Source organism: uncultured Sphingopyxis sp. (assembly GCF_900078365.1).
Lineage (GTDB): Bacteria > Pseudomonadota > Alphaproteobacteria > Sphingomonadales > Sphingomonadaceae > Sphingopyxis.
Window position 1 is genome coordinate 1,989,366 of record NZ_LT598653.1, and the last position, 23,881, is coordinate 2,013,246.

The 23,881-nt window shown below is 66.6% G+C and carries 21 protein-coding genes; 13 read left to right on the forward strand and 8 right to left on the reverse strand.

Annotated elements, in window-relative coordinates; translation table 11 throughout:
- Positions 1 to 26 precede the first annotated feature (26 nt).
- The 3 genes from QZL87_RS09065 to QZL87_RS09075 are packed head-to-tail and all read left to right on the forward strand — an operon-like array spanning position 27 to position 2,142.
- Positions 27 to 1,016, forward strand: coding sequence for a pyridoxal-phosphate dependent enzyme (locus tag QZL87_RS09065; RefSeq protein ID WP_295326575.1), 990 nt, complete (start codon positions 27 to 29; stop codon positions 1,014 to 1,016).
- Positions 1,017 to 1,060: 44 nt separating this feature from the next.
- Positions 1,061 to 1,513 (forward strand): hypothetical protein, encoded by a 453-nt coding sequence (locus tag QZL87_RS09070; RefSeq protein ID WP_295326578.1) that lies wholly within the window; start codon positions 1,061 to 1,063, stop codon positions 1,511 to 1,513.
- Between the two features lie 38 nt (positions 1,514 to 1,551).
- Entirely contained in the window at positions 1,552 to 2,142 is a 591-nt protein-coding gene (locus tag QZL87_RS09075; protein WP_295326580.1) for a GNAT family N-acetyltransferase, read from the forward strand.
- Here QZL87_RS09075 and QZL87_RS09080 read toward each other — a convergent pair whose 3' ends face one another.
- From QZL87_RS09080 to murI, 4 genes are all read right to left on the reverse strand, one after another.
- Positions 2,143 to 3,408 carry a YceI family protein gene (locus QZL87_RS09080; RefSeq protein ID WP_295326583.1) on the reverse strand — a complete coding sequence of 422 codons (1,266 nt, stop codon included), beginning with the start codon at positions 3,406 to 3,408 and terminating at the stop codon, positions 2,143 to 2,145.
- A 75-nt stretch (positions 3,409 to 3,483) separates the two neighbouring features.
- Positions 3,484 to 4,173: a nitroreductase gene (locus QZL87_RS09085; protein ID WP_295326585.1), complete on the reverse strand. Its 690-nt coding sequence runs from the start codon at positions 4,171 to 4,173 to the stop codon at positions 3,484 to 3,486.
- The gene (hemA, locus tag QZL87_RS09090; protein ID WP_295326588.1) at positions 4,170 to 5,390 is read right to left on the reverse strand and encodes a 5-aminolevulinate synthase; all 1,221 of its coding nucleotides are present in this window, start codon (positions 5,388 to 5,390) and stop codon (positions 4,170 to 4,172) included. Before hemA ends, QZL87_RS09085 begins: the two co-directional genes overlap by 4 nt.
- 137 nt (positions 5,391 to 5,527) lie before the next feature.
- Positions 5,528 to 6,334 (reverse strand): glutamate racemase, encoded by an 807-nt coding sequence (gene murI, locus QZL87_RS09095; protein ID WP_295326591.1) that lies wholly within the window; start codon positions 6,332 to 6,334, stop codon positions 5,528 to 5,530.
- A gap of 209 nt (positions 6,335 to 6,543) precedes the next feature.
- On the opposite strand from murI, the gene plsY reads away from it, so the two are divergent.
- The 5 genes from plsY (at position 6,544) to QZL87_RS09120 (ending at position 13,312) form a co-directional block, all read left to right on the forward strand.
- Positions 6,544 to 7,146: a glycerol-3-phosphate 1-O-acyltransferase PlsY gene (gene plsY / locus QZL87_RS09100; RefSeq protein ID WP_295326594.1), complete on the forward strand. Its 603-nt coding sequence runs from the start codon at positions 6,544 to 6,546 to the stop codon at positions 7,144 to 7,146.
- Positions 7,143 to 8,228, forward strand: coding sequence for a DNA-processing protein DprA (gene dprA / locus QZL87_RS09105; protein ID WP_295326597.1), 1,086 nt, complete (start codon positions 7,143 to 7,145; stop codon positions 8,226 to 8,228). Before plsY ends, dprA begins: the two co-directional genes overlap by 4 nt.
- Before the next feature lie 140 nt (positions 8,229 to 8,368).
- Complete coding sequence (locus QZL87_RS09110) at positions 8,369 to 9,361, forward strand: hypothetical protein (RefSeq protein WP_295326599.1); 993 nt, start codon at positions 8,369 to 8,371, stop codon at positions 9,359 to 9,361.
- A 121-nt stretch (positions 9,362 to 9,482) separates the two neighbouring features.
- A complete protein-coding gene (topA, locus tag QZL87_RS09115; protein WP_295326601.1) occupies positions 9,483 to 12,059 on the forward strand; it encodes a type I DNA topoisomerase in 2,577 nt (858 codons plus the stop codon).
- 128 nt (positions 12,060 to 12,187) lie between these two features.
- Complete coding sequence (locus QZL87_RS09120) at positions 12,188 to 13,312, forward strand: lipase family protein (protein WP_295326604.1); 1,125 nt, start codon at positions 12,188 to 12,190, stop codon at positions 13,310 to 13,312.
- Between the two features lie 79 nt (positions 13,313 to 13,391).
- Here the strand turns inward: QZL87_RS09120 and era are convergent, their stop codons facing one another.
- From era to lepB, 3 genes are read right to left on the reverse strand one after another with little or no spacing between them, the layout of a single operon-like run.
- Positions 13,392 to 14,285: a GTPase Era gene (gene era / locus QZL87_RS09125; protein WP_295326607.1), complete on the reverse strand. Its 894-nt coding sequence runs from the start codon at positions 14,283 to 14,285 to the stop codon at positions 13,392 to 13,394.
- Positions 14,282 to 14,962 carry a ribonuclease III gene (gene rnc / locus QZL87_RS09130; protein WP_295326611.1) on the reverse strand — a complete coding sequence of 227 codons (681 nt, stop codon included), beginning with the start codon at positions 14,960 to 14,962 and terminating at the stop codon, positions 14,282 to 14,284. The genes era and rnc overlap by 4 nt, the downstream gene beginning before the upstream one ends.
- Positions 14,959 to 15,852, reverse strand: coding sequence for a signal peptidase I (gene lepB / locus QZL87_RS09135; RefSeq protein WP_295326613.1), 894 nt, complete (start codon positions 15,850 to 15,852; stop codon positions 14,959 to 14,961). Before lepB ends, rnc begins: the two co-directional genes overlap by 4 nt.
- Before the next feature lie 203 nt (positions 15,853 to 16,055).
- Here lepB and pgi point away from each other — a divergent pair, with 203 nt between their 5' ends.
- A complete protein-coding gene (gene pgi, locus QZL87_RS09140; RefSeq protein WP_295326616.1) occupies positions 16,056 to 17,561 on the forward strand; it encodes a glucose-6-phosphate isomerase in 1,506 nt (501 codons plus the stop codon).
- A gap of 176 nt (positions 17,562 to 17,737) precedes the next feature.
- Positions 17,738 to 19,084, forward strand: coding sequence for a glutathione-disulfide reductase (gor, locus tag QZL87_RS09145; protein WP_295326618.1), 1,347 nt, complete (start codon positions 17,738 to 17,740; stop codon positions 19,082 to 19,084).
- A 109-nt stretch (positions 19,085 to 19,193) separates the two neighbouring features.
- Here the strand turns inward: gor and QZL87_RS09150 are convergent, their stop codons facing one another.
- Entirely contained in the window at positions 19,194 to 20,603 is a 1,410-nt protein-coding gene (locus tag QZL87_RS09150) for a helix-turn-helix transcriptional regulator (RefSeq protein ID WP_295326621.1), read from the reverse strand.
- A 251-nt stretch (positions 20,604 to 20,854) separates the two neighbouring features.
- Here QZL87_RS09150 and QZL87_RS09155 point away from each other — a divergent pair, with 251 nt between their 5' ends.
- The 3 genes from QZL87_RS09155 to mce all read left to right on the forward strand — a co-directional run bounded on the left by QZL87_RS09155 (position 20,855) and on the right by mce (position 23,785).
- Entirely contained in the window at positions 20,855 to 22,387 is a 1,533-nt protein-coding gene (locus tag QZL87_RS09155; RefSeq protein WP_295326623.1) for an acyl-CoA carboxylase subunit beta, read from the forward strand.
- Between the two features lie 224 nt (positions 22,388 to 22,611).
- On the forward strand, positions 22,612 to 23,334 hold the full coding sequence (locus QZL87_RS09160) for a hypothetical protein (protein WP_295326625.1): 723 nt from the start codon (positions 22,612 to 22,614) through the stop codon (positions 23,332 to 23,334).
- Positions 23,335 to 23,344: 10 nt separating this feature from the next.
- Positions 23,345 to 23,785 carry a methylmalonyl-CoA epimerase gene (mce, locus tag QZL87_RS09165; protein WP_295326627.1) on the forward strand — a complete coding sequence of 147 codons (441 nt, stop codon included), beginning with the start codon at positions 23,345 to 23,347 and terminating at the stop codon, positions 23,783 to 23,785.
- Positions 23,786 to 23,881 lie beyond the last annotated feature (96 nt).

Consider the following 23,881-nt stretch of genomic DNA (forward strand, 5'->3'; position numbering starts at 1 on the left):
TATGCCCGGCCCTATAGGACGAAGCCATGACACAGCAAAGCCCCGATACCCTCATCGATCCGACACGCGCGCCCACGCTCGCAGGGGTCGAACGCGCCGCGGCGAAAGTCGCTGCATTGCTGCCGCCCACGCCGCTGCTGCCGCTCGAAATCGACGGAAACACCATCTGGTGCAAGGCCGAGTGCCTCCAGCCCGTCGGTGCGTTCAAGATCCGCGGCGCGTGGCACCGGCTGACCGACCTCAGCCCCGAGCAGGCCAATGAGGGCGTCGTCGGCGTATCGAGCGGCAATCATGCGCAGGGGGTCGCCTGGGCCGCGAAACGACTGGGGATCCGGGCGACGATCGTGATGCCGAGCAACGCGCCCGCGATGAAGCTCGCGGTGACGCGCAAGCTCGGCGCCGAGGTCATACTCTACGACCGCGTCATCGAATCGCGCGATGCGGTCGCCGCGAAGCTGCTCGCCGAGCGCGGCGGGACGTTGGTTCATGCCTATGGTGACCCGTGGATCATCGAGGGGCAGGGCAGTGCCGGGATCGAGGCGGCGGCGCAGATGAAGGCGCGCGGCATCGACGGTCCCGACAAGATCGTCGCCTGTTGCGGCGGCGGCGGCCTGTCGGCGGGGCTCGCGCTCGCCTGCCCCGATGCCGAGATCGTCGCGGTCGAGCCCGAGGGCTGGGACGATGTGACGCGCAGCCTTGCCGCGGGCGAAATCCTGTCGGTCGAGGATATGGCATACCCAACCGAATGCGACGCGCTCCAGACGCCCGAGACCTGGCCGATCAACTTCGCGGTGCTCCAGGCGCGGGGCGTCAAGGGCGTCGCGGTGACGCGCGGCGAGGTGCGCGACGCGATACGGCTGGCGTTCGAGCGGCTGCACCTCGTCGTCGAGCCCGGCGGCGCTGCGGCGCTGGCGGCGGTGCTCGCGGGCAAGGCGTCGGCGACCGATGCGACGCTCGTCACCCTGTCGGGCGGCAATGTCGACCCGCTGAAGTTCGCGGAGATCATCAGCGAATAGGAAACTTATCCGGGCCGATGCGTTTGGGAGAGGGAAGGAGACGCATGATGCACAAGAGCATGATATTGGCGAGCGGCGCCGCGCTGGTGCTGCTGGCGGGCTGCGAAAAGGCGGAAGCGCCGGCGCCCGCGCCGACCGATACGGGGGCGACCGAGGTTCCGGTCGAAACGGCACCGCCCGAAGGCGCCGAGGCGATCGATCCCGCGACCGCGCCGCATCGCTTTGCGAGCTGGGCGGGAAAATGGACCGGCGTCGAGGGCATGTATGTCACGATCACCCCCGCCGAACCCGGCAAATACAAGCTCGAGATGCAGTCGGATCTCGACACCAAGGGCACCTATGACGGCCAGGACAGCGAGCATGGCATCCGGTTCAAGCGCGGCGGCGAGGATCTGAGCCTGCACCGCGGCAACGGCGACGAAACCGGCCTCAAATATCTCGCGGGCAAGCAGGAATGCCTGATCGTCAAGACCGGCGAAGGCTATTGCCGCGATTGAAGTAAGGACACTGACATCAAAATTCGGGGGGAGGCAGAATGGGCCAGATCAAGGTTGCGACGGCTGCCGACCGAAGCGCGCTCGTCGAAACGCTGGCGCAGGCGTTTCAGGCCGACCCGGCGCTATCGTGGATATTGCCCGATCCAGCCCATCGCGCCCGCGCGCTTCGCGGCCTGTTCCGCACTCTCGTTCCCGCCGACATGCGTGCGGGTGTCGCACTGCGGGCGCCCGGCGATGAAGCGGCGGCGCTTTGGCGTGCGCCGGGGCAGGCACAAAGCGGAATGCCGGAATTCCTGCGCACCGTCATCCCGCTCGTCGCCACCTTCGGGACGGCGTTGCCGCGCGGGTTGAAGGTGCAGGGCGGAATCGACGCGCACCGGCCGAAGGGGCATTTCTGGTATCTCCACTATGTCGGCGTGCGACCCGGGCACCAGGGCAAGGGACATGGCGGGCGGATCATCCGCGCGCAGACGGCGACCGCCGACGCCGAAAAGCTTCCGTGCTGGCTGGAAACGGCGACCGTGGAGAATGTGCCGCTGTACGAGCGGCTGGGCTTTGTCACGCAGGTCGAATGGGACGTGCCGGGCGGTGGCCCGCATTTCTGGGGCATGATGCGCCCGGCGCGCTGATCAGGATGCCGGGCGCGTCGCACTGAACGAAAAATCGATGTCGACCCCCGCCGCAATCGCATCGGTCGCTGCCCATTCGCCCTGTCCGACGCCGAAGGCGGTGCGGTCGATCCGCGCGGTGCCGGCGACGCGCGCCGTGTCGCCCTCGATCCGCAAGGTGAAGCGCAGCGTGGCTGGCTTGCTGACGCCGCGCAGGTCGAGCGTGCCGCGCGCTTCATAGCGGTCGCCGCCGAGGTGCCGGACGTCGCGCGCGGCGAATATGGCGTTGGGCTGCGCCGTGACGTTGAAGAAGTCGCTGCCCTTCAGCGAATCGTCGCGCTGCCCGTCGCCGGTGTCGGCGGAGGCGAGGTCGACGGTAACGCGAATGTTCGATTGGGCGAGTTCGTCGCGGCTGAAGCGGATGGTAGCGCGCCAGCGCCCGAAGCTGCCGTCCACCGCTTCGCCGTTCCAGCGTGCGGTGAAGCCGAGCCGGCCGCCGGACGCGACCGTCCAGTTGGCGAGCGGCTCTTTCGCTTCCACGGGGGTCTCTTTAGCCGCTTCTTCGACAGGCGCTTTGCCTTCTTCTTCGGTCGGGAGAGCCGCGGGCGCCGCGCGCGGTGCGACGGGCGCGGCAGTCGGCACCAGCGCCGCCTTCTTCGCAACGGGCCGGTCCCGCTCTGGATAGATCGTCTGTCCGGCAACGAACGCGCCGGCGACAAGCGCCAGTGCGCCGACCGCGGCGCCGGCCGCCTTGCCGTGCGCAAAGGGGATTATCCGCTGAAGCTCGGGCTTGCCGAGCAGCCACTGGTGGCGAAGCGCGCCCGCGATATGGAGCAGGAACAGCCCGATGGCGAGCCACGCCATCGCGCCGTGGATCGCCTCCGCGGGTTCGTGCCACGCGGGGCTGACGGGCAGGTGCGGCCAGGGCAGCGTGCCGTAGAGCAGGGTCGGCACCTGGACCCGCGCGGTCGAAACGAGCAGCCAGCCGGTGAGAGGGCCGAGGATCATCACCAGATAGAAGAGCCAATGAACGGCGCTCGCCAATCCGCGCGTCCATGCCGGACCGTCCGATGCGGGCGGACGCGGCAGGATGAAGCGGATCGCGAGCCGCGCAAGGCTGAGCAGCAGGATCGTGATGCCGATCGATTTGTGCAGTTGGTATCGCGCGAAGAGTTCGGGGCTGTTGTTCCCCTCGAGCGCCCAGCCGAGCGCGATCTGGAACGCCAGCAGCAGCGCGATGAGCCAGTGAAGCGCAATGGCGGTGTAGCTGTAACGCGTTGCGGGCATGGCAATCTTTCGGGACGGTCGGCGTCGGATTCGCGCCCCAGCCTATCGTCTTGCCAGTGAGCTGTCGCCCCGGAATCAGTCGTCGAAGCCGACGAACCGGACGGCCTCGTCGAGACTCTTGCGGTTTGATACGACCGCATTTGCCGGAAAAGCGGCATCGGGCCATCCCATCGCGACGCAGATCATGATGACCTGGTCGTCGGGGATGCGCCCATGTTCGCGCACGACGGGGCTTTGCATGATACCCTGGCTGTTGATCACGCAGCCGAGCCCGCGCGACCAGGCGGCGTTGACGAGCGCGTTGGTGACCGCGCCGCAATCGAAGGGCGCGATGTCGCTGCCGAGCAGGACGCGGTCATAGGTGACGACGATGCTGACCGGCGCGTCGAACTGGCGAAAGCCGCGCAGCACCCAGTCCTGCCGCGCGTCCTTGTCCTCGCGTTCGATGCCCATCGCGCCGAACAATTGCTTGGCGATCTCGATCTGGCGGCCGCGATGCGCGTCGGGCACCTTGTCGAAGCGGCGAAATTCGCGGCTGTCGGGATTGCCGGCGAGGATGCCGTCGGTGTTGCCGCGGCGGATCGCCTCGAGCGGTTCGCCGGTGACGACCGAGAAATTCCAACACTGGTTATTGAAGGACGAAGGCGCGCGCATCGCGACCCCGATGATCTCCGCGATCAATTCCTTCGGAACGGGCTTGTCGAGGAAGCCGCGGATCGATCGACGTCCGACGACGACCTCGTCATAACCGGGGACGCCCGTCACGCCGCCTTCTGAAGCTGCAGTTCGAGCCGGTCCCAGATTTCGACCAGCGCCTCGGTCAGCTCGCGCATCATCGCTTCGTCGTGCGTCGGGCCGGGGGTGAAGCGCAGGCGTTCGGTGCCGCGCGGCACGGTCGGGAAATTGATCGGCTGCACATAGACGCCATATTCGGCGAGCAATATGTCGCTGATCTTCTTCGCGCGCACCGGATCGCCGACCATCAACGGGACGATATGCGTCGTCGAATCCATCACCGGCAGGCCGGCGTCGCGGAAGCTCTGCTTGAGATAGGCGGCGGCGGCTTGCTGCGCATCGCGCTCGACGCTCGACGCCTTGAGGTGCCGCACGCTCGCGAGCACGCCCGCGACGAGCACCGGCGACAGGCTGGTCGTGAAGATGAAGCCCGGCGCATAGCTGCGGATCACGTCGATGATATTCTTCTCGGCGGCGATATAGCCGCCCATAACGCCGAACGCCTTGCCGAGCGTGCCCTCGATGATCGTGATGCGGTGCGCCGCCTCGTCGCGGTCCGAAATGCCGCCGCCGCGCGGGCCGTACATGCCGACGGCGTGAACCTCGTCGCAATAGGTGAGGGCGTTATATTTTTCGGCGAGGTCGCAGATCGCGTGGATCGGCGCGATGTCGCCATCCATCGAATAGACGCTTTCGAACGCGATCAGCTTCGCCGCCTCGGGATCGTCGGCGGCGAGCAGTTCCTCGAGGTGCGCGAGGTCGTTGTGGCGCCACACGCGCTTCTCGCAGCCCGAGTTGCGGATGCCCGCGATCATCGAGGCGTGGTTCAATTCGTCCGAATAGATGATGCAGTTCGGCAGCAGCTTGCCGAGCGTGCCGAGCGTCGCTTCGTTCGAGATATAGCCCGAGGTGAAGAGCAGCGCCCCATCCTTGCCGTGCAAGTCGGCGAGTTCATGTTCGAGATCGATGTGATAATGGGTGTTGCCGCCGATGTTGCGCGTGCCGCCCGATCCGGCGCCGACGTCGTGCAGCGCCTCTTCCATCGCGGCGACGACCTTGGGGTGCTGGCCCATCGCGAGATAGTCGTTCGAGCACCAGACGGTGATCGGCTTCGGCCCGTTGTGGCCGGCAAAGCAGCGCGCGTTCGGAAAAGCGCCCTTGTTACGGAGGATGTCGATGAAGACGCGGTAGCGCCCCTCTTCGTGCAGCCGGTCGATCGCGCGTGCGAAGATGTCGTTGTAGTTCACGTTTCAGCCCCGCAGTCAGGTGCCAGTCAAGCTCTGGGCGCCGCTCCCCCGGCGGCTATTAACATGCGGGCCAATAACGCCGAAAGTCGTCAAAGGCCAGTGCGAACGATTCGCAGCACCTAGGGCAAATTGTCCTATCAGATCGTCTCGATCGCCCCGATGCCATAGGGTGCGAGCGCGGCGAGCGGCGGCGGCGGGCGGTCGTCGCTGCGCGTGAAGACGGCGACGCCGGGCGCGGGCGCATCGGGCCAGCTTTGTCCTTCCGTCAGAAAGGCGATCCGCCGCGCGATGCCCGCGGCGCCGTCGATCAGGCTTACGCCCGGGCCCGCCGCGACCTGCAATTCGTCGCGGAGCAGCGGGAAATGGGTGCAAGCGAGAACGATGACGTCGATCGCATCGCCGCCGGGCTGATCGCTGAGGCCCGCGACCGCGCGGGCTATGACCTGCGGATCGACCGCTTCGCCGCGCAGCTTGGCCTCGGCGCCGGTGACGAGTCCGGGGCTGCCATGGCGCAGCACCGTCTTGCCGGCGGCGAACTTCGCGCTCAGATCGTCGACATAGGGCTGACGCACCGTCGCTTCGGTGCCGAGCACCCCGATCACGCCGCTCCGCGTCATTTCGGCGGCCGGCTTGATCGCGGGCACGGTGCCGACGATCGGCAGGTCGAGCGCCGCGCGGACGTGGCCGAGCGCGATCGTCGAAGCGGTGTTGCACGCGATGACGGCGAGCCGCGGCTGATACCGCTCGACGAGGCGGCCCAGCAGCGCGGGCACGCGCGCGGCGAGTTCCTCGTCGCTCTTCTTGCCATAGGGCAGGCCGGCATAATCGGCTGCATAGACGATGGGAGCCGTGGGCAACAGCACGCGCGTCGGGCCGAGTACGCTGAGCCCGCCGAGGCCGGAATCGAAGAAGAGGATGGGGGCGTCGGGGGGCGGTGCGTGCATGTGTGTCGCCTAGCAGGCAGTCTGGCAAGGCTCAATTCCTTCCCGTCGCCCCCGCGAAGGCGGGGGCCGCTGGCAGCCTTGCGCTACGCCTCCAGCGCCCCCGCCTTCGCGGGGGCACGGATTCGTCCATTTCGGCGATCGTCTGTCTGAATCCGTTGATTGCTTTTCCCAACCCCGCCAAAAGGGGCGCGAACGGAGCGGGGAGCGCCATGACCATCTATCTGCTGATTGCCGCCGGCTACCTGCTGGGCTCGATCCCATTCGGCGTCATCCTGACGCGATTGTTCGGCGCGGGCGACCTGCGCCAGATCGGGTCGGGCAACATCGGCGCAACCAATGTGCTGCGGACGGGGCGCAAGGGGTTGGCGGCGGCAACGCTGATCCTCGACGGCGCGAAGGGCGCGGCCGCGGTGCTGCTCGCGCGGCACTTCGTGCCCGAACTCGGCGATCATGCCGCGATGATCGCGGGCGCGGCGGCGATGATCGGCCATTGCTATCCCGTGTGGCTCAATTTCCGCGGCGGGAAGGGGGTGGCGACGCTGCTCGGCCTTGCGCTGGCGCTCGCCTGGCCGATCGGGCTTGTGTTCGCGCTTGTCTGGCTCGGCGCCGTCCTGCTTTTGCGTATCTCGTCGCTCGGCGGAATGCTCGGCGCGGTGTCGGCGCCGGTCGCCGCGCTGGCGTTCGGCTATCCTGTTTATGCGATCGGGCTGGCGGGGCTCGCGGTGATCGTGCTGTGGCGGCACCGCGAGAATATTGCCCGGCTGCGCGCCGGGACCGAGCCGCGTGTCGGCGCCGGCAAGGAGCGCGCGTGACCTACGCCGAGCGGCTGGCGCGGCTGCGGCTGATCCGCACGCCGCACGTCGGGCCGGTCAGCTGGCACCAGCTGATGTCGCGGTTCGGATCGGGCGAGGCGGCGCTCGACGCACTGCCGGGTCTCGTGCTGCGCGGCGGCGCGGGCCGCGCGCGGATCGCCCCCCTCGACGTCGCCGAGCGCGAGATCGAGCGCGTCGCGGCACTCGGCGCCCGGCACATATTCAGCGACGAGGATGATTATTCGCCAATGCTGCGCGAGGTCGAGGGCGCGCCGCCGGTCGTCGTCGTGCGCGGCGACACGGCGATGCTGCGGCGGCCGTGCGTCGCGATCGTCGGCGCGCGCAACGCATCGGCCGCCGCGTGCCGCTTCGCGCGCCAGCTTGCGGCTGACCTTGCCGCGCGCGACGTCACGGTGGTGAGCGGATTGGCGCGCGGCGTCGATACCGCCGCGCATATCGGCGCGCTGGGCGGCGCGACGGTCGGCGTGATCGCGAGCGGTATCGACATCGCCTTTCCCCCCGAAAATGCCGCGCTGCAGGAGAAGATTGCGAGCGATCAGCTCCTCATCGCCGAGCAGCCGCCGGGAACCGAACCGCTCGCGCGCCATTTCCCGTCGCGCAACCGGATCATCGCCGGCATCGCGCACGGCACCGTGGTGATCGAGGCAGCTCCGAAATCGGGGTCGCTGATCACCGCGCGGCGGGCGGGCGATTACGGCCGCGAAGTGATGGCGGTGCCCGGCTCGCCGCTCGATCCGCGCGCGCAAGGCGGGAACCTGCTGATCCGCGAAGGCGCGACGTTGATCCAGACCGTCGACGATGTGATGGAGGCGGTGGGGCCGATCGACACGCGGATGGTGCGCGAACCGGTGCGGCCCTTTAACGCGGCGCCGGCGCCGGCTGGCGCGGGCGACGGGGACCGGCGCTCGCTTATCGACCTGCTCGGCCCGACGCCGGTGGCGGTCGACGAATTGGTGCGCCAGTCGGGCCAAGCCGCCGCGACAGTGCAATTGCTGTTGCTCGAACTCGAGCTCGCGGGCCGGATCGAACGCCACGCGGGAGCGAAAATCTCGCTGCTGTGATCCCGGGCCCTGTGCCCGGTCATCCATGCCATTGACACGTCTCCGCATCTGACCGATGCGGAGGGCGTGGGTTGCTTCGACAACTCCCTTTCCGGTCGGACGGGTCGACTGCCGGAACGGGCGTTCGGAGGGAACGACTCATGAGGAAATATCTGTCGGCCGTCGCCATGCTGGCGATGCTGGCCCAGCCCGTCGCCATCGCCGCCAAGGAAAAGGATCCGGTCAAGATATCGGGGCCCGCCAATGCAAAGGGCGTGACCAATGTCGCGATCGGCGCGTTCAACGTCGGCTTCATCTTCGAATCGGTCGATCGCACCGCGGCATCGGGCGGGCTGATGGGCGCCTTTGGCGGCACGACCAAGGCGAAGAGCGAACTCGTCGGCGTCACGCCCGACATGATGCAGGCGATCGCCGACGCGGCCTATGCCGATTTCGTGACGCAGCTCGGCGCGCGGGGCTATGCCGTCCAGCCCGCTGCCGACCTGTTCGCCCATGGCGCACTGGCGAAGACCAAGTCGCAGGACGTGCCGCTCGACATCAACATCGCGCTCGAAAAGGGAAGCAAGGGCAAAGCGACCTATTTCAAGCCGTCGGCGCTGCCGTCGCTGCTGATGATCCCCGGCGACTTCACCGGATCGGGGATGAGCAGCATGGGAATCAACATGGCGGCGGGGCAAGCCGGCATGGCGCTCGGCAACTATGCCCGCGCAAGCGGCGTCGGGGTGATCGACGTCGTCTATCTGATCGATTTTTCGCAGCAGAAGCGCCCGGGCGCGTTCAGCTTCGGCGGGCTGCAGGTCAACAGCGCGTTGTCGGTGAGCGCCGATTATTCGCGCATGACGCTGATCGCGCCGAGCGGCAAGCAGGCGGTGATCACCGTCAAGGCGCCGGTCGCCGTCGAGGGTGAGTTCGTCGAAAAGAGCGACGCGTCGAGCGGCACCGACAAGGCGTTGCAGTCGGGCGCCAACGTCGCGGGCGGAGTGGCCGCGGCCATGGGCTTTGGCGGGCTGCGCTTCGGCAAGACGCGCAAGTTCGCCTTCACCGCGAAGCCGGGTAATTATGAGGAGGGTGCGGCGAAGGCGGCGAGCCTTGCCAGCGAACTGCTGCTCGGACGGCTGGACGCGCTGCGCTGACCTTTTCCCGTCGCCCCCGCGAAGGCGGGGGCGACGGTTATTCCAAACCCCCTTGACGGGAGCACCGAACCCCCGCCACCCTCGCGCGTACGTATAGAGTTTTCGGGGAACGAATTTTTTCATGCAATTGGTGATTGTCGAATCGCCCGCCAAGGCGAAGACGATCGAGAAATATCTCGGTCGCGATTTCAAGGTGCTGGCATCCTATGGTCATGTCCGCGATCTGCCGCCCAAGGACGGGTCCGTCGATCCCGACGACGGCTTCGCGATGCAGTGGCAGCTTTATCCCGACAAGGCGAAGCGGCTGAAGGAGATTCAGGACGCCGCGAAGCAGGCCGACCGCCTGATCCTCGCGACCGACCCCGATCGCGAGGGCGAGGCGATCAGCTGGCATGTGCAGGAATTGCTGCGCAGCAAGAAGGCGCTTCCCGCATCGGTCGACCGCGTGACCTTCAACGCGATCACCAAACAGGCCGTGACCGACGCCATGGCGCATCCGCGCGCGCTCGACGACGATCTGATCGACGCCTATCGCGCGCGCCGCGCGCTCGACTATCTGGTCGGATTCACCCTGTCGCCGGTGCTGTGGCGCAAGCTGCCCGGCGCCAAGTCGGCGGGCCGCGTCCAGTCGGTCGCGCTGCGCTTGGTGGTCGAGCGTGAGCGCGAGATCGAGGCGTTCGTCGCGCAGCAATATTGGTCGGTGACCGGCCTTTTCGAAATGGGCGGCACGCCGTTCAAGGCGCGGCTGTCACGCTGGCGCGGCGACAAGATCGAGCGGCTGTCGATCACGAGCGAAGCCGATGCGCGCGCCGCCGAAGCCGACGTCAAGGCGGGGCATTTCACGGTCGATGCGGTCGAGACCAAGCCGCTGACGCGCAACCCGCCGCCGCCGTTCACGACCTCGACATTGCAACAGGAAGCCGCGCGCAAGCTCGGCTTCTCGGCGAGCCACACGATGCGCATCGCGCAGGCGCTCTACGAGGATGGCGCGATCACTTACATGCGGACCGACGGCGTCCAGATGGACGGCAGCGCGATCAGCGCCGCCCGCAAGGCCATCGCGACGCGATACGACGGCGGTTATGTCCCCGACAAGCCGCGGCAGTATCAAACCAAGGCAAAGAATGCGCAGGAAGCGCACGAGGCGATCCGCCCGACCGATTTCGCGAAGGACAAGGCCGGCAGCGGCGACCATGCGCGGCTCTACGAGCTGATCTGGAAGCGCGCACTCGCGAGCCAGATGGCGTCGGCGCGGCTCGAGCGCACCAGCGTCGACCTGAGCGACGGCACCGGCAAGACGGTGCTACGCGCGACGGGGCAGGTGGTGAAATTCCCGGGCTTTCTCGCGCTCTATGACGAGGGCCGCGACGAGAGTATTTCCCCCTCCCGGGAGGGGGCCGACGACGAGGACGCGCGTCTGCTGCCCGCGATGGCGAAGGGCGACGCACCCGCCAAGACCGGGGTCGAGGTAGAGCGCCACGAAACGCAGCCGCCGCCGCGTTATTCGGAAGCGAGCCTCGTCAAGAAGATGGAGGAGCTCGGCATCGGGCGCCCGTCGACCTATGCCTCGATCCTCCAGGTGCTGAAGGATCGCGCCTATGTGACGGTCGAGAAGAACCGCTTCATTCCCGAAGAAAGCGGACGGTTGCTCACTGCCTTCCTCGAACGCTTCTTCGAGCGTTATGTCGGCTACGACTTCACCGCGGGGCTCGAGGAGGAACTCGACGATGTCTCGGGCGGCCGCGCGCAGTGGCAGGCGGTGCTCGAACGCTTCTGGCGCGACTTCAAGCCGCGCACCGGCGAAGTGATGGAGCAGAAGCCGTCGGAGATCACCGCGGCGCTCGACGAGTTCCTCGGCCCCTATCTCTTCCCCGACAAGGGCGACGGCAGCGACCCGCGCCTGTGCCCCAATTGCGGCACCGGGCGTCTCGCGCTGCGCGGCGGCAAATTCGGACCGTTCATCGCGTGCAGCAATTATCCCGACTGCAAATATACGCGCAAATTCGCGCAGCCGGGCGGCAATGGCGAGGCCGACACGGGGCCGGAGACGCTGGGCACCGATCCCGAAAGCGGGCTGGAAGTGACCAAGCGCAGCGGGCGTTTCGGCCCCTATGTCCAGCTCGGCGACGGCAAGGAGGCGAAGCGTTCGTCGATCCCGAAGGACATAGCGGTTGAGGATTTCGACCTCGATTATGCGCTCCGGCTCCTCAGCCTGCCGCGCGAGGTCGGGGTGCATCCCGAAAGCGGCAAGCCGATCATGGCGGGGCTGGGGCGCTATGGCCCCTATCTGCTTCACGACGGCAAATATGCGAAGCTGACGGGCACCGCCGAAATTTTCGACATCGGCATGAACGCCGCGGTCGTCCGCATCGCCGAAGCCGCCGCCGGCGGCGGGCGCGGGCGGACCAAGGCCGAGCCGCTCAACACCTTCGGCCCGCACCCGACGAGCGGCGGCGAGATGAAGCTGATGGAAGGGCGCTTCGGGCCCTATGTCACCGACGGCACGACGAACGCGACACTGCCCAAGACCGCCGACCCCGCGACGCTGACCGCCGAGGAAGCCATCGCGCTGATCGATGCGCGCGCGGCAAAAGGGCCCGCGAAGGGTAAGAAGAAGGCGGCGCCGAAGAAGAAGCCCGCAGCGAAGAAGGCGCCTGCTAAAAAGACTCCGGCGAAGAAGGCGGCATTCAAGGAATAGGAATAGCGTCATCCCGGCGAAGGCCGGGATCTCACCCTAACACCATGAAGTAATGGCGAGATACCGGCCTTCGCCGGGATGACGATCCTTTTTTGGCATGGTATGGCGACGTATCGGGAGGTTCTTCGATGCGCCATTTCCTTGCCGTGATCCTGCTCGCCATTTTGTCCGTTCCTTCCCTGCCCGCTGCGGCCCAGCCTTTGCGTCACCTGATTTCCGCCCAGCCGATGACCGACACGCCGCCCGGCACGCAGGCGTGGCGCATCCAATATTGGACGACGAACGGCAGCGGCCAGCGCCTCGCGGTCACCGGCATCGTCGGCGCGCCGATGGAGGCAATCCCGCCGCGCCCGCGCCGCGTCATCGCGTGGACACACGGCGCATGGGGTGTCGCCGAGAAATGCGCTCCATCGCTCAGTCCCAATTTCTTCGAATATTCGGCGGGAATGGATGCCGTTCGCTCGGGCTATGTCGTCGTTGCGCCCGATTATATCGGTCTCGCCAGCCCAACGATGCACCCGTTCCTCGTCGGTCCGGACACCGCCAACGCGGTGCTCGACGCCGTCCGCGCGGCGCGGGAAATCCCGGGCGCAGCGGCGGGAAGCAGCTTCGCCGTCTGGGGCGAATCGCAAGGCGGCCATGCCGCACTATGGACCGCCACCGCCGCGCGCTCCTATGCCCCCGACCTGACGCTCGTCGGAACCGCCGCTGCGGCGCCGCCGACCGACCTCGCCGCGAACCTCGCTCAAGGCAGCGACAAGAACGCCCGCGCGCTGCTCCTGTCCTTCGCGCTGCATAGCTGGTCGACGCTCTACGGCTTTTCGATGGACGGCATCACGGGCCGCACCAATCAGGGGATCATCAACCGGCTGGCGCAGAATAATTGCGTCGCCTTCAACAAAAAACCGAAACTCGGCACGATCCTCGGCATCCTCACCATCGGGCGGGCAACGAAGGACAAGGATATCGCGAGGATCGAGCCCTTCGGATCGTTCGCACGCGCCAACAGCGTCGATCCAGCGCGCGTGCCGGGCCCGCTGCTGATCGCGCAGAGCCGCAAGGACACGATCGTCGCGCCCGCGGTGACGCGCAAGTTCGCGAAGGTCGTGTGCCGGCGCGGCACGCCGCTGCGCTGGATCGACATGACCGGTGGGCATGGCACGAGCGCGAAGGACAGCGCGCAGGAAACGATCGGCTGGATCAGCGCGCGCTTCGACGGCAACCCGCCGCCGAATGATTGCCGGCGGATTTAAGCCCGCCATTGAATCGTCTCCCGGCGAAGGCCAGGATGACATGAAGGAAGCGATGTTTTCAACCTGACCCGACAGAGGCTCAATCCACCCAGTCGAGCCCCATGTCGCGATAGACGCCGCGGTCTTCGTCCCAATTTTCCTTGACCTTGACGTGCAGGAACAGGTGGACCTTGCGGCCCATCAGTTCGGCGAGTTCGGCCCGCGCGCGGGCGCCGATTTCCTTGATGCGGGCGCCGCCCTTGCCGAGCACGATCGCGCGCTGGTTGTCGCGCGCGACGAAGATCTGCTGATGGATTTCGGCGCTGCCGTCGGGGCGCGTCTTGAACAATTCGGTCTCGACCGTCGACTGATAGGGCAGCTCTTCGTGGAGCTGGCGATAGAGCTGCTCGCGGGTGATTTCGGCGGCGAGCATGCGCTCGGGCGCGTCGCTGACCTCGTCCTCGGGGAAGTGCCACGGCCCCTCGGGCATCAGCTTGGCAAGATGCGCCTTGAGTTCGGGCACACCGTCGCCGCTGCTCGCCGAGATGAAGAAGGTCTCGTCGAACGCGACCTTGCCGTTCAGCTCGGTGGCGATCGTGAGCAGCTTGTCCTTCCTGGTCAGATCGACCTTGTTGAGGATCAGATATTTCTTCTCGGGCCGGTTCGCGATTCCTTCGAGCACGCGCTCGACGCGGCCCGTCAGTTTCGCCGCGGCATCGATCATCACGAGAATCGCCTCGGCTTCCTCGAGGCTGCCCCAGGCGGCGGCCACCATCGCGCGGTCGAGCCGGCGCGTGGGGGCAAAGATGCCGGGCGTGTCGATCAGGATGATCTGCGTCTCGCCCTCCATAGCGACCCCCATCAGGCGCGTGCGCGTCGTCTGCGCCTTCGGGCTGACGATCGCGACCTTCTGACCGACGAGCGCGTTGACGAGGGTCGATTTGCCCGCATTGGGGGCGCCGACGACGGCGACGAAACCGCAATGCTGAGTCATTTTTTCATTCCTTCGAGTTCGGCAAGCAGAGCTGCCGCCGCGGCCTTCTCCGCCGCCTGTTTGCTGGCGCCCTCGGCTTCGGCGCGCGCGAGCTTGCCAACGCGCACCGCGACGCGGAAGCGCGGCGCATGGTCGGGGCCCTCGCGCGACACGATCTCATATTCGGGCGGGCGGCGCTTGCGCGCAAGCGCCCATTCCTGGAGCGCCGCCTTGGGATGCTTGGGCGCCGCCTGCTGCCCGTCGATCATCTCGTTCCAGTAGGTCAGAATGAATCGCCGAGCCGCTTCCGCACCCTTGTCGAGATAGAGCGCGCCGATCAGCGCCTCGATCGCGTCGGCGGCGATATTGTCGCTGTAGCGGCCGCCGTCGTTGCGCGCCTGCGCGCCGAAACGGATCAGCGCGGTGAGGTCGAGCTTTTGCGCGATCGTGGCGCAGGTCGCGCCCGAGGCGAGCACATGCAGCCGCGACGACATCTCGCCCTCGCTCGCCGCGGGAAAGCGCGTGTAGAGTTCGGACGCGATGACGAGGCCGAGAACGCGATCGCCGAGGAACTCGAGCCGCTGATAATCGGCGCGCCCGGTGCTGCCATGCGTCAGCGCGAGGTCGTAGAGCGCGATATCATCCGGAGTGCAGCCGATAATGTCGGCGAGAGCCCCGGTGTCGAGAATATCGCTCAAAAACCGTCCCCGATGCGTTCCCAGCGCGCGGCGGTGAACCAGCTGATCGGGTTGATCCAGCTCGCCGATCCGTCGGTCGAAAACATGCCGACGAGCGCGTGGCCGACCAGATTTTCTTCGGGAACGAGGCCGATGCCCTGGTTCTCCACCGCGGGGAAGCGGCTGTCGGCGCTGCGGTCGCGGTTGTCGCCCATCAGGAACATATGCCCCTCGGGCACGACGATGAGCGGGGTGTTGTCCTCGGCGATCGTCGTGATGTCGAGGATCGCATAGCTTTTGCCGCTGGGCAGCGTTTCGCGGAACTGCTTGTAGCGGCACTGGCGCGTCCCGTCGGCTGCGACTTCCTCGAACTCGGGGGCGTAGCAGGGCAGGGTGCCCGTCGCGCGCGACGCCTCGATCATGTTCGGGGTCACGGGGATGACGAAGTCGGGCATCGCTTCGCGCTTGAGCGGCTTGCCGTTGAGCCAGACGATGCCGCCCTTCACCTGCACGCTGTCGCCCGGCAGGCCGATCACGCGCTTGATATAATCATTGTCGTTGACCGGCGGCGCCTTGAACACGACGACGTCGCCGCGCTCGGGGGTGCGCGGGAAAATGCGGCCCGGGATCAGCGGCGCGCTGAACGGCAGGCTGAATTTCGAATAGCCATAAGCCATCTTGTTCACGAGCAGATAGTCGCCGATCAGAAGGCGCGGCTGCATCGATTCCGACGGGATGTTGAAGGGCGACAGGAAAAAGCTGCGGAAGATCAGCACCGCGATCGCGAGCAGCGCGAGGAAGCGGACGGTATCGACCGCCTCTTCCTTGGCGGATACCGGCGCGGGAGTCGGGGCGGGCGGCGTCGGTCCGGCGGGAGGCGTCACATCGGCGGTAAAGCTGGCATTGGTCATGCTGCGGCCTTGGCGATGAATAGGTTGCCACGTCAAGCGAATATCGGCGGACGCCACTGGCGCCGTGCGGGCGGCGGGCTTAGAGAAGAGCCGACATCTCATCGCCGTTCGCATCGAGCGAAGTCGAGATGCCCGTCGGCGTGGCGCAAGGCCAGCGGGTGTCTCGACTTCGCTCGACACGAGCGGAAATCAAGGGAACCTCTATGACAACCGCATCCGAAGCCTGGCAGGCCCTTTCCAGCTGGCAGCCGCAGAAACTGACCGACCTGATCGCCGCCGATCCCGAAGCGCGGCTCCAGGCGCTGGTGCGCAACGTCGCCGACATCCGCTTCGACTTCGCCAAGACGCATCTCGACAGCTCGGCGATCGCCATCCTCTCTGGCCTTGCCACAGCGCAGGATTTTGCGGGCCGGCGCAAGACGCTCTTTTCGGGCGGCATCGCCAATCCGACCGAGGGCCGCGCCGCCGAGCACAGCGCCGAGCGCGGCGACGGCGCGCCGGAATCGGTCCATGTCGCGCAGGCGCTGCATCAGCGGATGCGGATGATGATCGACGCGATCGAGGCGGGCGCGTTCGGCGAGATCCGGCACCTGCTCCACATCGGCATCGGCGGATCGGCGCTCGGCCCCGACCTGCTCGTCGATGCGCTCGGCCGTCACAGCGACCGCTATGACGTCGCGGTGGTGTCGAACGTCGACGGCGCGGCGCTCGACGAAGCCTTCGCCAAGTTCAGCCCCGAGCATACGCTTGTCGCGGTCGCGTCGAAGACCTTCACCACCACCGAGACCTTGCTCAACGCCAATTCGGCGCTGCAATGGCTCGACGAGGCGGGGGTCGAGGACCCGGTCGGCCGCTTCATCGCGCTCACCGCCAAGCCCGAGCGCGCGATGGAATGGGGGATCGACGAAACGCGCATCCTGCCGTTCAGCGAAACCGTCGGCGGCCGCTATTCGCTCTGGTCGTCGATCGGATTCCCTGCGGCGCTCGCGCTTGGCTGGGATGCTTTCGCCGACCTGCTCGAAGGCGCCGCCGAAATGGACCGGCATTTCCGCCTCGCCGAGGGTGCCGACAATATCTGCCTGCTCGCGGCCTTCGCCGATCAGGTCTACGCCAACCGCCTCGGCTGTCAGACGCGCGCGGTCTTCGCCTATGACGAGCGGCTGCGGCTGCTTCCCGACTATCTCCAGCAGCTCGAAATGGAATCGAACGGCAAGTCGGTGAGCTTCACCGGCGAGGCGGTCGCGCAGCAGACCGCGCCGATCACCTGGGGCGGCGTCGGCACCGATGCGCAGCATGCGGTGTTCCAGCTGCTTCATCAGGGCACGCATCTGACTCCGGTCGAGTTCGTCGTCGCGCGCGAGCCCGACCATCTGCTCGACGACGCGCATCACGAAACGCTCGTCGCCAACTGCATCGCGCAGGGCGCGGCGCTGATGACGGGCCGCGCAAGCGAGGATGGCGCGCGCAACTATCCGGGCGACCGCCCCTCGACGACGATCCTGCTCGACCAGGTCAGCCCACGCAGTCTCGGCGCGCTCATCGCTTTCTACGAGCATCGCGTCTTCGTCAACGCTGTGCTCCTCGGCATCAACCCGTTCGACCAGTTCGGCGTCGAGCTGGGCAAGGAGATGGCGAAAGGCCTCGCCGAAGGCACCGTCGAATTCGACGCCGCGACGCAGGCGCTGATGCAGGCGGCGCTGGGGGAGTAGCAACCTCCGTCATTGCGAGGAGCCGAAGGCGACGCGGCAATCCAGAGTGGCGCAAACCGCTCTGGATTGCTTCGCTACGCTCGCAATGACGAACGCGATGATAGTGACCGCAAAATTCGGTTGGCAAGGCGGTGCCGCCCACCCACATAGGCATAGTTAACCAGCAGGGACTTCTCATGAGCGATTTCGACTATGATCTCTTCGTCATCGGCGCCGGTTCGGGCGGCGTTCGCGCCTCGCGCATCGCCGCCTCGCACGGCGCGCGCGTCGCGGTGGCGGAGGAATATCGGGTCGGGGGCACCTGCGTCATCCGCGGCTGCGTGCCCAAGAAACTGCTCGTCTACGGCGCCCATTTCGCCGAGGACATCCACGACGCGCGCAAGTTCGGCTGGGACGTACCCGACTGCAAGTTCGACTGGCCGGTGCTCCGCGACAATGTGCTCGCCGAGGTCGACCGGCTCGAGAGCCTCTATGGTCAGACGCTCGACAACCACAAGGTCACGGTGCTCAAGACGCGCGCGACCGTAGCCGGTCCGCAGAAAGTGCGCCTCGCCGACGGGACCGAAGTCACCGCCGAACGCATCCTGATCGCCACCGGCGGCTGGCCGCACGTTCCCGAGTTTCCGGGCAGCGAACATGCGATCACCTCGAACGAGGTCTTTCACTTGGATGCGCTGCCGAAGCGGATCATCATCGCGGGTGGCGGTTATATCGCCAACGAATTCGCGGGCATCTTCAACGAATTCGGCAGCAAGGTGACGATCGACAATCGCGGCGACGCCATCCTGCGCGGCTATGACGAACAGATCCGCGACCGGCTGCTCCAGATTTCGATGACCAAGGGCATCGATTTCAAGTTCAACGCGCCTTTCCAGTCGATCGACAAGAAGGACGACGGGACGCTCATCGTCCATCTCGAGGGCTGCGATCCGATCGAGGCCGACGCCGTGCTAATGGCGACCGGGCGCACTCCGAACACCAAGGGCCTAGGGCTCGAAGAGGCCGGGGTCGAACTCGACGACAAGGGCGCGGTCAAGGTCGACGAGAAAAACCAGTCGTCGGTGCCGAGCATCTTTGCGGTCGGCGACGTCACCGATCGTATCCAGCTCACGCCTGTCGCGATCCGCGAAGGGCAGGCCTTCGCCGACAGCTTCTACGGCGAAAAGCCGACCGTGGTGGATTATAGCAACGTCCCGAGCGCGGTGTTCAGTCACCCGCCGATCGGCGCCGTCGGCATGACCGAGGCCGAGGCGCGCAACAAGCTCGGCTCGATCCGCGTCTACACCAGCGATTTTCGCGCGATGAAGAATGTGCTCGCGGGGCGCAACGAGCGTGCGCTTTACAAGATGATCGTCAACGCCGCGACCGACCAGGTCGTCGGCCTGCACATGATCGGCCCCGACGCGCCCGAAATCCTGCAGGCGGCGGCGGTCGCGGTGAAGGCGGGGCTCACCAAGGCCGATTTCGACGCGACGGTCGCGCTGCATCCCAGCATGGCCGAGGAACTGGTGCTGCTGAAGTAGCGGGCCCGTCGCCCCCGCGAAGGCGGGGGCCGCCGGAAGTTTACGCTTTCATCGTCGGGCAAGGCCGACAGCGGCCCCCGCCTTCGCGGGGGCGACGGCCATCTATCTATTACCCAATCCGGTATGGCACCACGCCGCGCCGGTCGGGATCGACAAGGATGGGCCGGTCGCTCGGCGGGAAGGCGCGCTGGTCGCAATCGTCGCGCGGGCAGATGCGGCACGAGGAACCGATGCGCGTCGCGGCTCGCGGCGCGGCGACGTCCACACCGTCGGCATAGACGAAATCGGCGGCATATTGCGCCTCGCACCCCAGCGCGACGGCGTAGCGGCGCGGGGACCGCGCATAGCTTCCCGACGGTTTCACCAGCCCCTTCGCCATCGAGACATAGCGCAGGCCATCGGGCGTCTCGGCAAGCTGGAACAGGATGCGGTCGGGAATCGCCGCCGCCTCGTGGACGATCCACAGCGGGCAGGCGCCGCCGAAGCGCGCGAATTGCAGCCGCGTCGCCGAATGCCGCTTGGTGATATTGCCCGCCATGTCGACGCGGCAGAAGAACATGGGGATACCGCGCGCGCCGGGACGCTGGAGCGTCGAAAGGCGATGACACGCCTGCTCGAAGCTTACCCCATATTGAAGGCGCAGCCGGTCGATGTCGTGCCGCACCGCGCGCGCGCTGGCGCGGAAGGGCGCATAAGGCATCAGCACCGCGCCCGCCGCATAGTTGGCGAGGCCGACGTGAAGCAACTGGCGGGCGGCGGCGGTGCGCAGCGGCGAGGCTTCGACCACGGCCGCGATTTCATCCGCCAAGGCCAGCGCGGCGAGCTGGTGCGCAAGCTGGAAGCGCCGGCTTTCGGCGGGCTGCGACGGATCGATGACGAGGTGGCGCATCGTCGCGTCGAAATCGCGCAGCGCCTGCGTCTGGCTGTAGACGATCGAAATGCCGAGCGCGTCGCGCAATCGCCGTTCGATGGCCTCGATCGCAGGCGAGGGGGCCTTTCCGCGCAATTGCCCTGCCAGCATCTCGGCGGCGCGGTCCAGCCGGTCGACATAATTGCCCGCGTCGTGGAACCAGTCGCGCACCTCTTCCCATGGCAGCCGGCTGCCCTCCGCCGTGCCGCCGGTCAGCGCCTCGTCGATGATCTGGAGCCGCTGTCCCGCCCGGCGATAGGCCGCGTGGAGCGCGACGAACTGGTCGGCGAGTTGCGGTTGCTGGAGCGCGGCGCGTTCGAGCTGCTCAGGCGCGAGCGGAGCGGCAGCGAAGAGCGGATCGGCGGCCGCCTCGCGCAGCGCGCCCGCGCGGCGATCGCCCGCGCCGGCGGCGACCTCCTCCCATTCGAGCGGAAACAGCTTTTGCAGCCGGTCGAGCAGCGCGGGCGTCAGCGGGCGGTCGTCATGCTCGATCTGGCTGAGGTAGGAGGTCGAAATGCCGAGGGTTGCGGCGAACTCGGCCTGCTTGAGACCGCGCTCGGTACGGAGTTGGCGCAGGCGGCTGCCGGCGAAGATGCGTTGGCGGGTCACAAAGCTTCTCCTCTCCCCTTGCGGGAGAGGATATGGAGGCTTGGCGGCAAAGCCGCCTAGCCGGAGTTGGAGAGGGGAAGCCCCCTCTCAAGACTTGCTGAGGCGACAAGTCGCCAAGCCAAGTCTTTCTCTCCCGCAAGGGGAGAGAAGCGATAGTTTGCAAACTATCACTTTGCAACTTTGCAATTTCGCATTTGCATCGCAGCGCCGACGAAGGCAGACGGCATCTTCCAGATCAACCGGAGAGCCGCATGTCCGCCAATATCGCCGAAATGGAACGCCGCCGCGCCGCCGCCGTGCTGGGGGGCGGGCAGAAGCGCATCGATGCGCAGCATGCGAAGGGCAAGCTCACCGCGCGCGAGCGGCTCGACGTGCTGCTCGACGAAGGATCGTTCGAGGAACTCGATACCTATGTCGAGCATGATTGCGTCGATTTCGGCATGCAGGACCAGAAGATCCCGGGCGACGGCGTCGTCACCGGATCGGGCACGATCAACGGCCGCCTCGTCTATGTCTTCAGCCAGGATTTCACCGTCTTCGGCGGCTCGCTGTCGAAACGCCATGCAGAGAAGATCTGCAAGGTCATGGAAAAGGCGATGCTTGTCGGCGCGCCGGTAATCGGCCTCAACGACAGCGGCGGCGCGCGCATTCAGGAGGGCGTCGCGTCGCTCGGCGGCTATGCCGACGTGTTCCAGAAGAATGTGCTCGCCTCGGGCGTGGTGCCGCAGATCAGCCTGATCATGGGCCCGTGCGCGGGCGGTGCGGTGTACAGCCCGGCGATGACCGACTTCATCTTCATGGTGAAGGATTCGAGCTACATGTTCGTCACCGGCCCCGACGTCGTCAAGACCGTCACCAACGAGGTCGTGACGCAGGAGGAACTCGGCGGCGCGATCACCCACACGACCAAAAGCTCGGTCGCCGATCTGGCGTTCGAGAACGACATCGAGGCACTGCTCGCGGCGCGCGACTTCTTCGACTATCTGCCCGAGAACAACCGCAGCGGCGTTCCCGTGCGCCCGACGAGCGACCCCTATGACCGCGCCGAGGAAAGCCTCGATACGCTGATCCCGCCCAATGCGAACCAGCCCTATGACATGCACGAGCTGATCCGCAAGACGGTCGACGAAGGCGATTTCTTCGAGGTGCAGCCGGCGCACGCGGGCAACATCATCTGCGGTTTCGGGCGCATCGAGGGTCGCACCATCGGCATCGTCGCGAACCAGCCGATGGTGCTCGCGGGGGTGCTCGACATCAATTCGTCGAAGAAGGCGGCGCGCTTCGTCCGCTTCTGCGACGCGTTCGAGATTCCGATCGTCACCTTCGTCGACGTTCCCGGCTTCCTGCCCGGCACCGCGCAGGAATATAACGGCATCATCAAGCATGGCGCGAAGCTGCTGTTCGCCTATGCCGAGGCGACGGTGCCCAAGATCACGGTGATCACGCGCAAGGCCTATGGCGGCGCATACGACGTGATGGCGTCGAAGCATCTGCGCGGCGACCTCAACTATGCCTGGCCGACCGCCGAGATCGCGGTGATGGGCGCCAAGGGCGCGGTCGAGATCATCTTCCGCGCCGACATCGGCGATCCCGAAAAGATCGCGCAGCGGACGAAGGAATATGAGGACCGTTTTGCGAACCCGTTCGTCGCGGCGCAGCGGGGGTATATCGACGAGGTGATCTACCCGCACTCGACGCGGCGGCGGATCGCGCTGGGGCTCAGGAAGCTGCGCAACAAGCAGTTGGAGAATCCGTGGAAGAAGCACGACAATATTCCGCTGTAATTTCTGTCGTCACCCCGGACTTGATCCGAGGTCCATTTCTCCGGCGCCGCAAGAATGGACCTCGGATCAAGTCCGGGGTGACGAAGGCGGTGAGGTTCGATTGTGACGACCGGCACATCCGATGCGCCGGGCTGGAGGCAAGAGCAGCAAGCGGCTAGGCTGCCGCGATGGTCTTGATTTTCCAATGAGGTTTGAAAATGCGTAACGCCTTTCTCGCTCTTCTGATGGCTCCGGCCCTGCTGGCCGCGCCCGCCGCATCGGCGTTCGATCCCGACACGCCGGTCGGCGCGCCCAAGGAAGCGTTTCCGGTCGTGCTCGGCGATGACGAGGACACGACGATCGACGCCGCGTTCCGCGCCGCCTTCGCGCTTCCGAAAGGCGCCAAGGCGGAGGCCGAGCGGGTGATCGACGATCGCACCTATCATTTCCGTCCCGTTGCGATCCATCTGCTCGAAGATAATACCGGCGTGCTGCTGAGCGTCGGCGGGCTCGACGAGGCGGGACATAGCGAGGGCGGCCTCAACGCGATCCACTATCTGAAATCGAGCCCGACGGGCTGGGTGAAGCAGGGCGAATGGATCGACGTCGGCGCGGTCGGCACCGTGGGGAATGGCGCGACGAGCTGGGTCTTCACCAGCCTGCTTGGCCGCAATCCCTATCTGGTCACCCAAGGCGGCGGCGTGTGGCAGGGCTGCGCGATCGGCTCGGCGGTCGTCACCGAACTGACCCCTGATGGCCCCGTCGATCGCGGCGGCTTCACCGATTCGATGAGTTCGGGCGCCGGGATCGGTCAGACCGTACAGACCTATGACGGGCAGATCGTCGCTGCCGTTCCCGACAAGAGCTTTACCGTCGCCTACACCGGCACGCGGTCGTTCAAGCAGCAATATGTGCTGAAGGACGGCAAATATGCGCTGGTCGGCAAGGACCAGGTTCCGGGTTGCTGAGGAGAAGATGATGAAACTGGGCCGCCTCAACCATATCGGCGTCGCGACGCCGTCGATCGCCGACAGCATCGTCTTTTACCGCGACGTGATGGGCGCCACGAAGATTCACGAGCCGTTCGACCTGCCAGAGCAGGGCGTGAAGGTGTGCTTCGTCGATACGCCGGGCGCCGATGGTGCGCTCAATGGCACGCAGATCGAGTTGGTCGAGCCGCTGCCCGGCAACACCTCGATCGCGGGCTTCCTCGAGAAGAACCCGGCGGGCGGCCAGCATCATATGTGCTACGAGGTGCCCGACATCCACGCCGCCAAGGCGGAGTTCGAGGCGATGGGCAAGCGCGTGCTCGGGAGCCCAAGGATCGGGGCGCATGGGACGCTGATCTTCTTCGTCCATCCGCGCGACATGGGCGGGGTGCTGACCGAGATCATGGAGACGCCGAAGGGGGCGCACTGACTTATCAGCCCTCTCCCCTGAAGGGGAGAGGCGCGAGACTTGGGTCTGCGTAGCAGGCCCTAGTCGCAGCGGAGAGGGGGAGGCCCCTCTCCAACT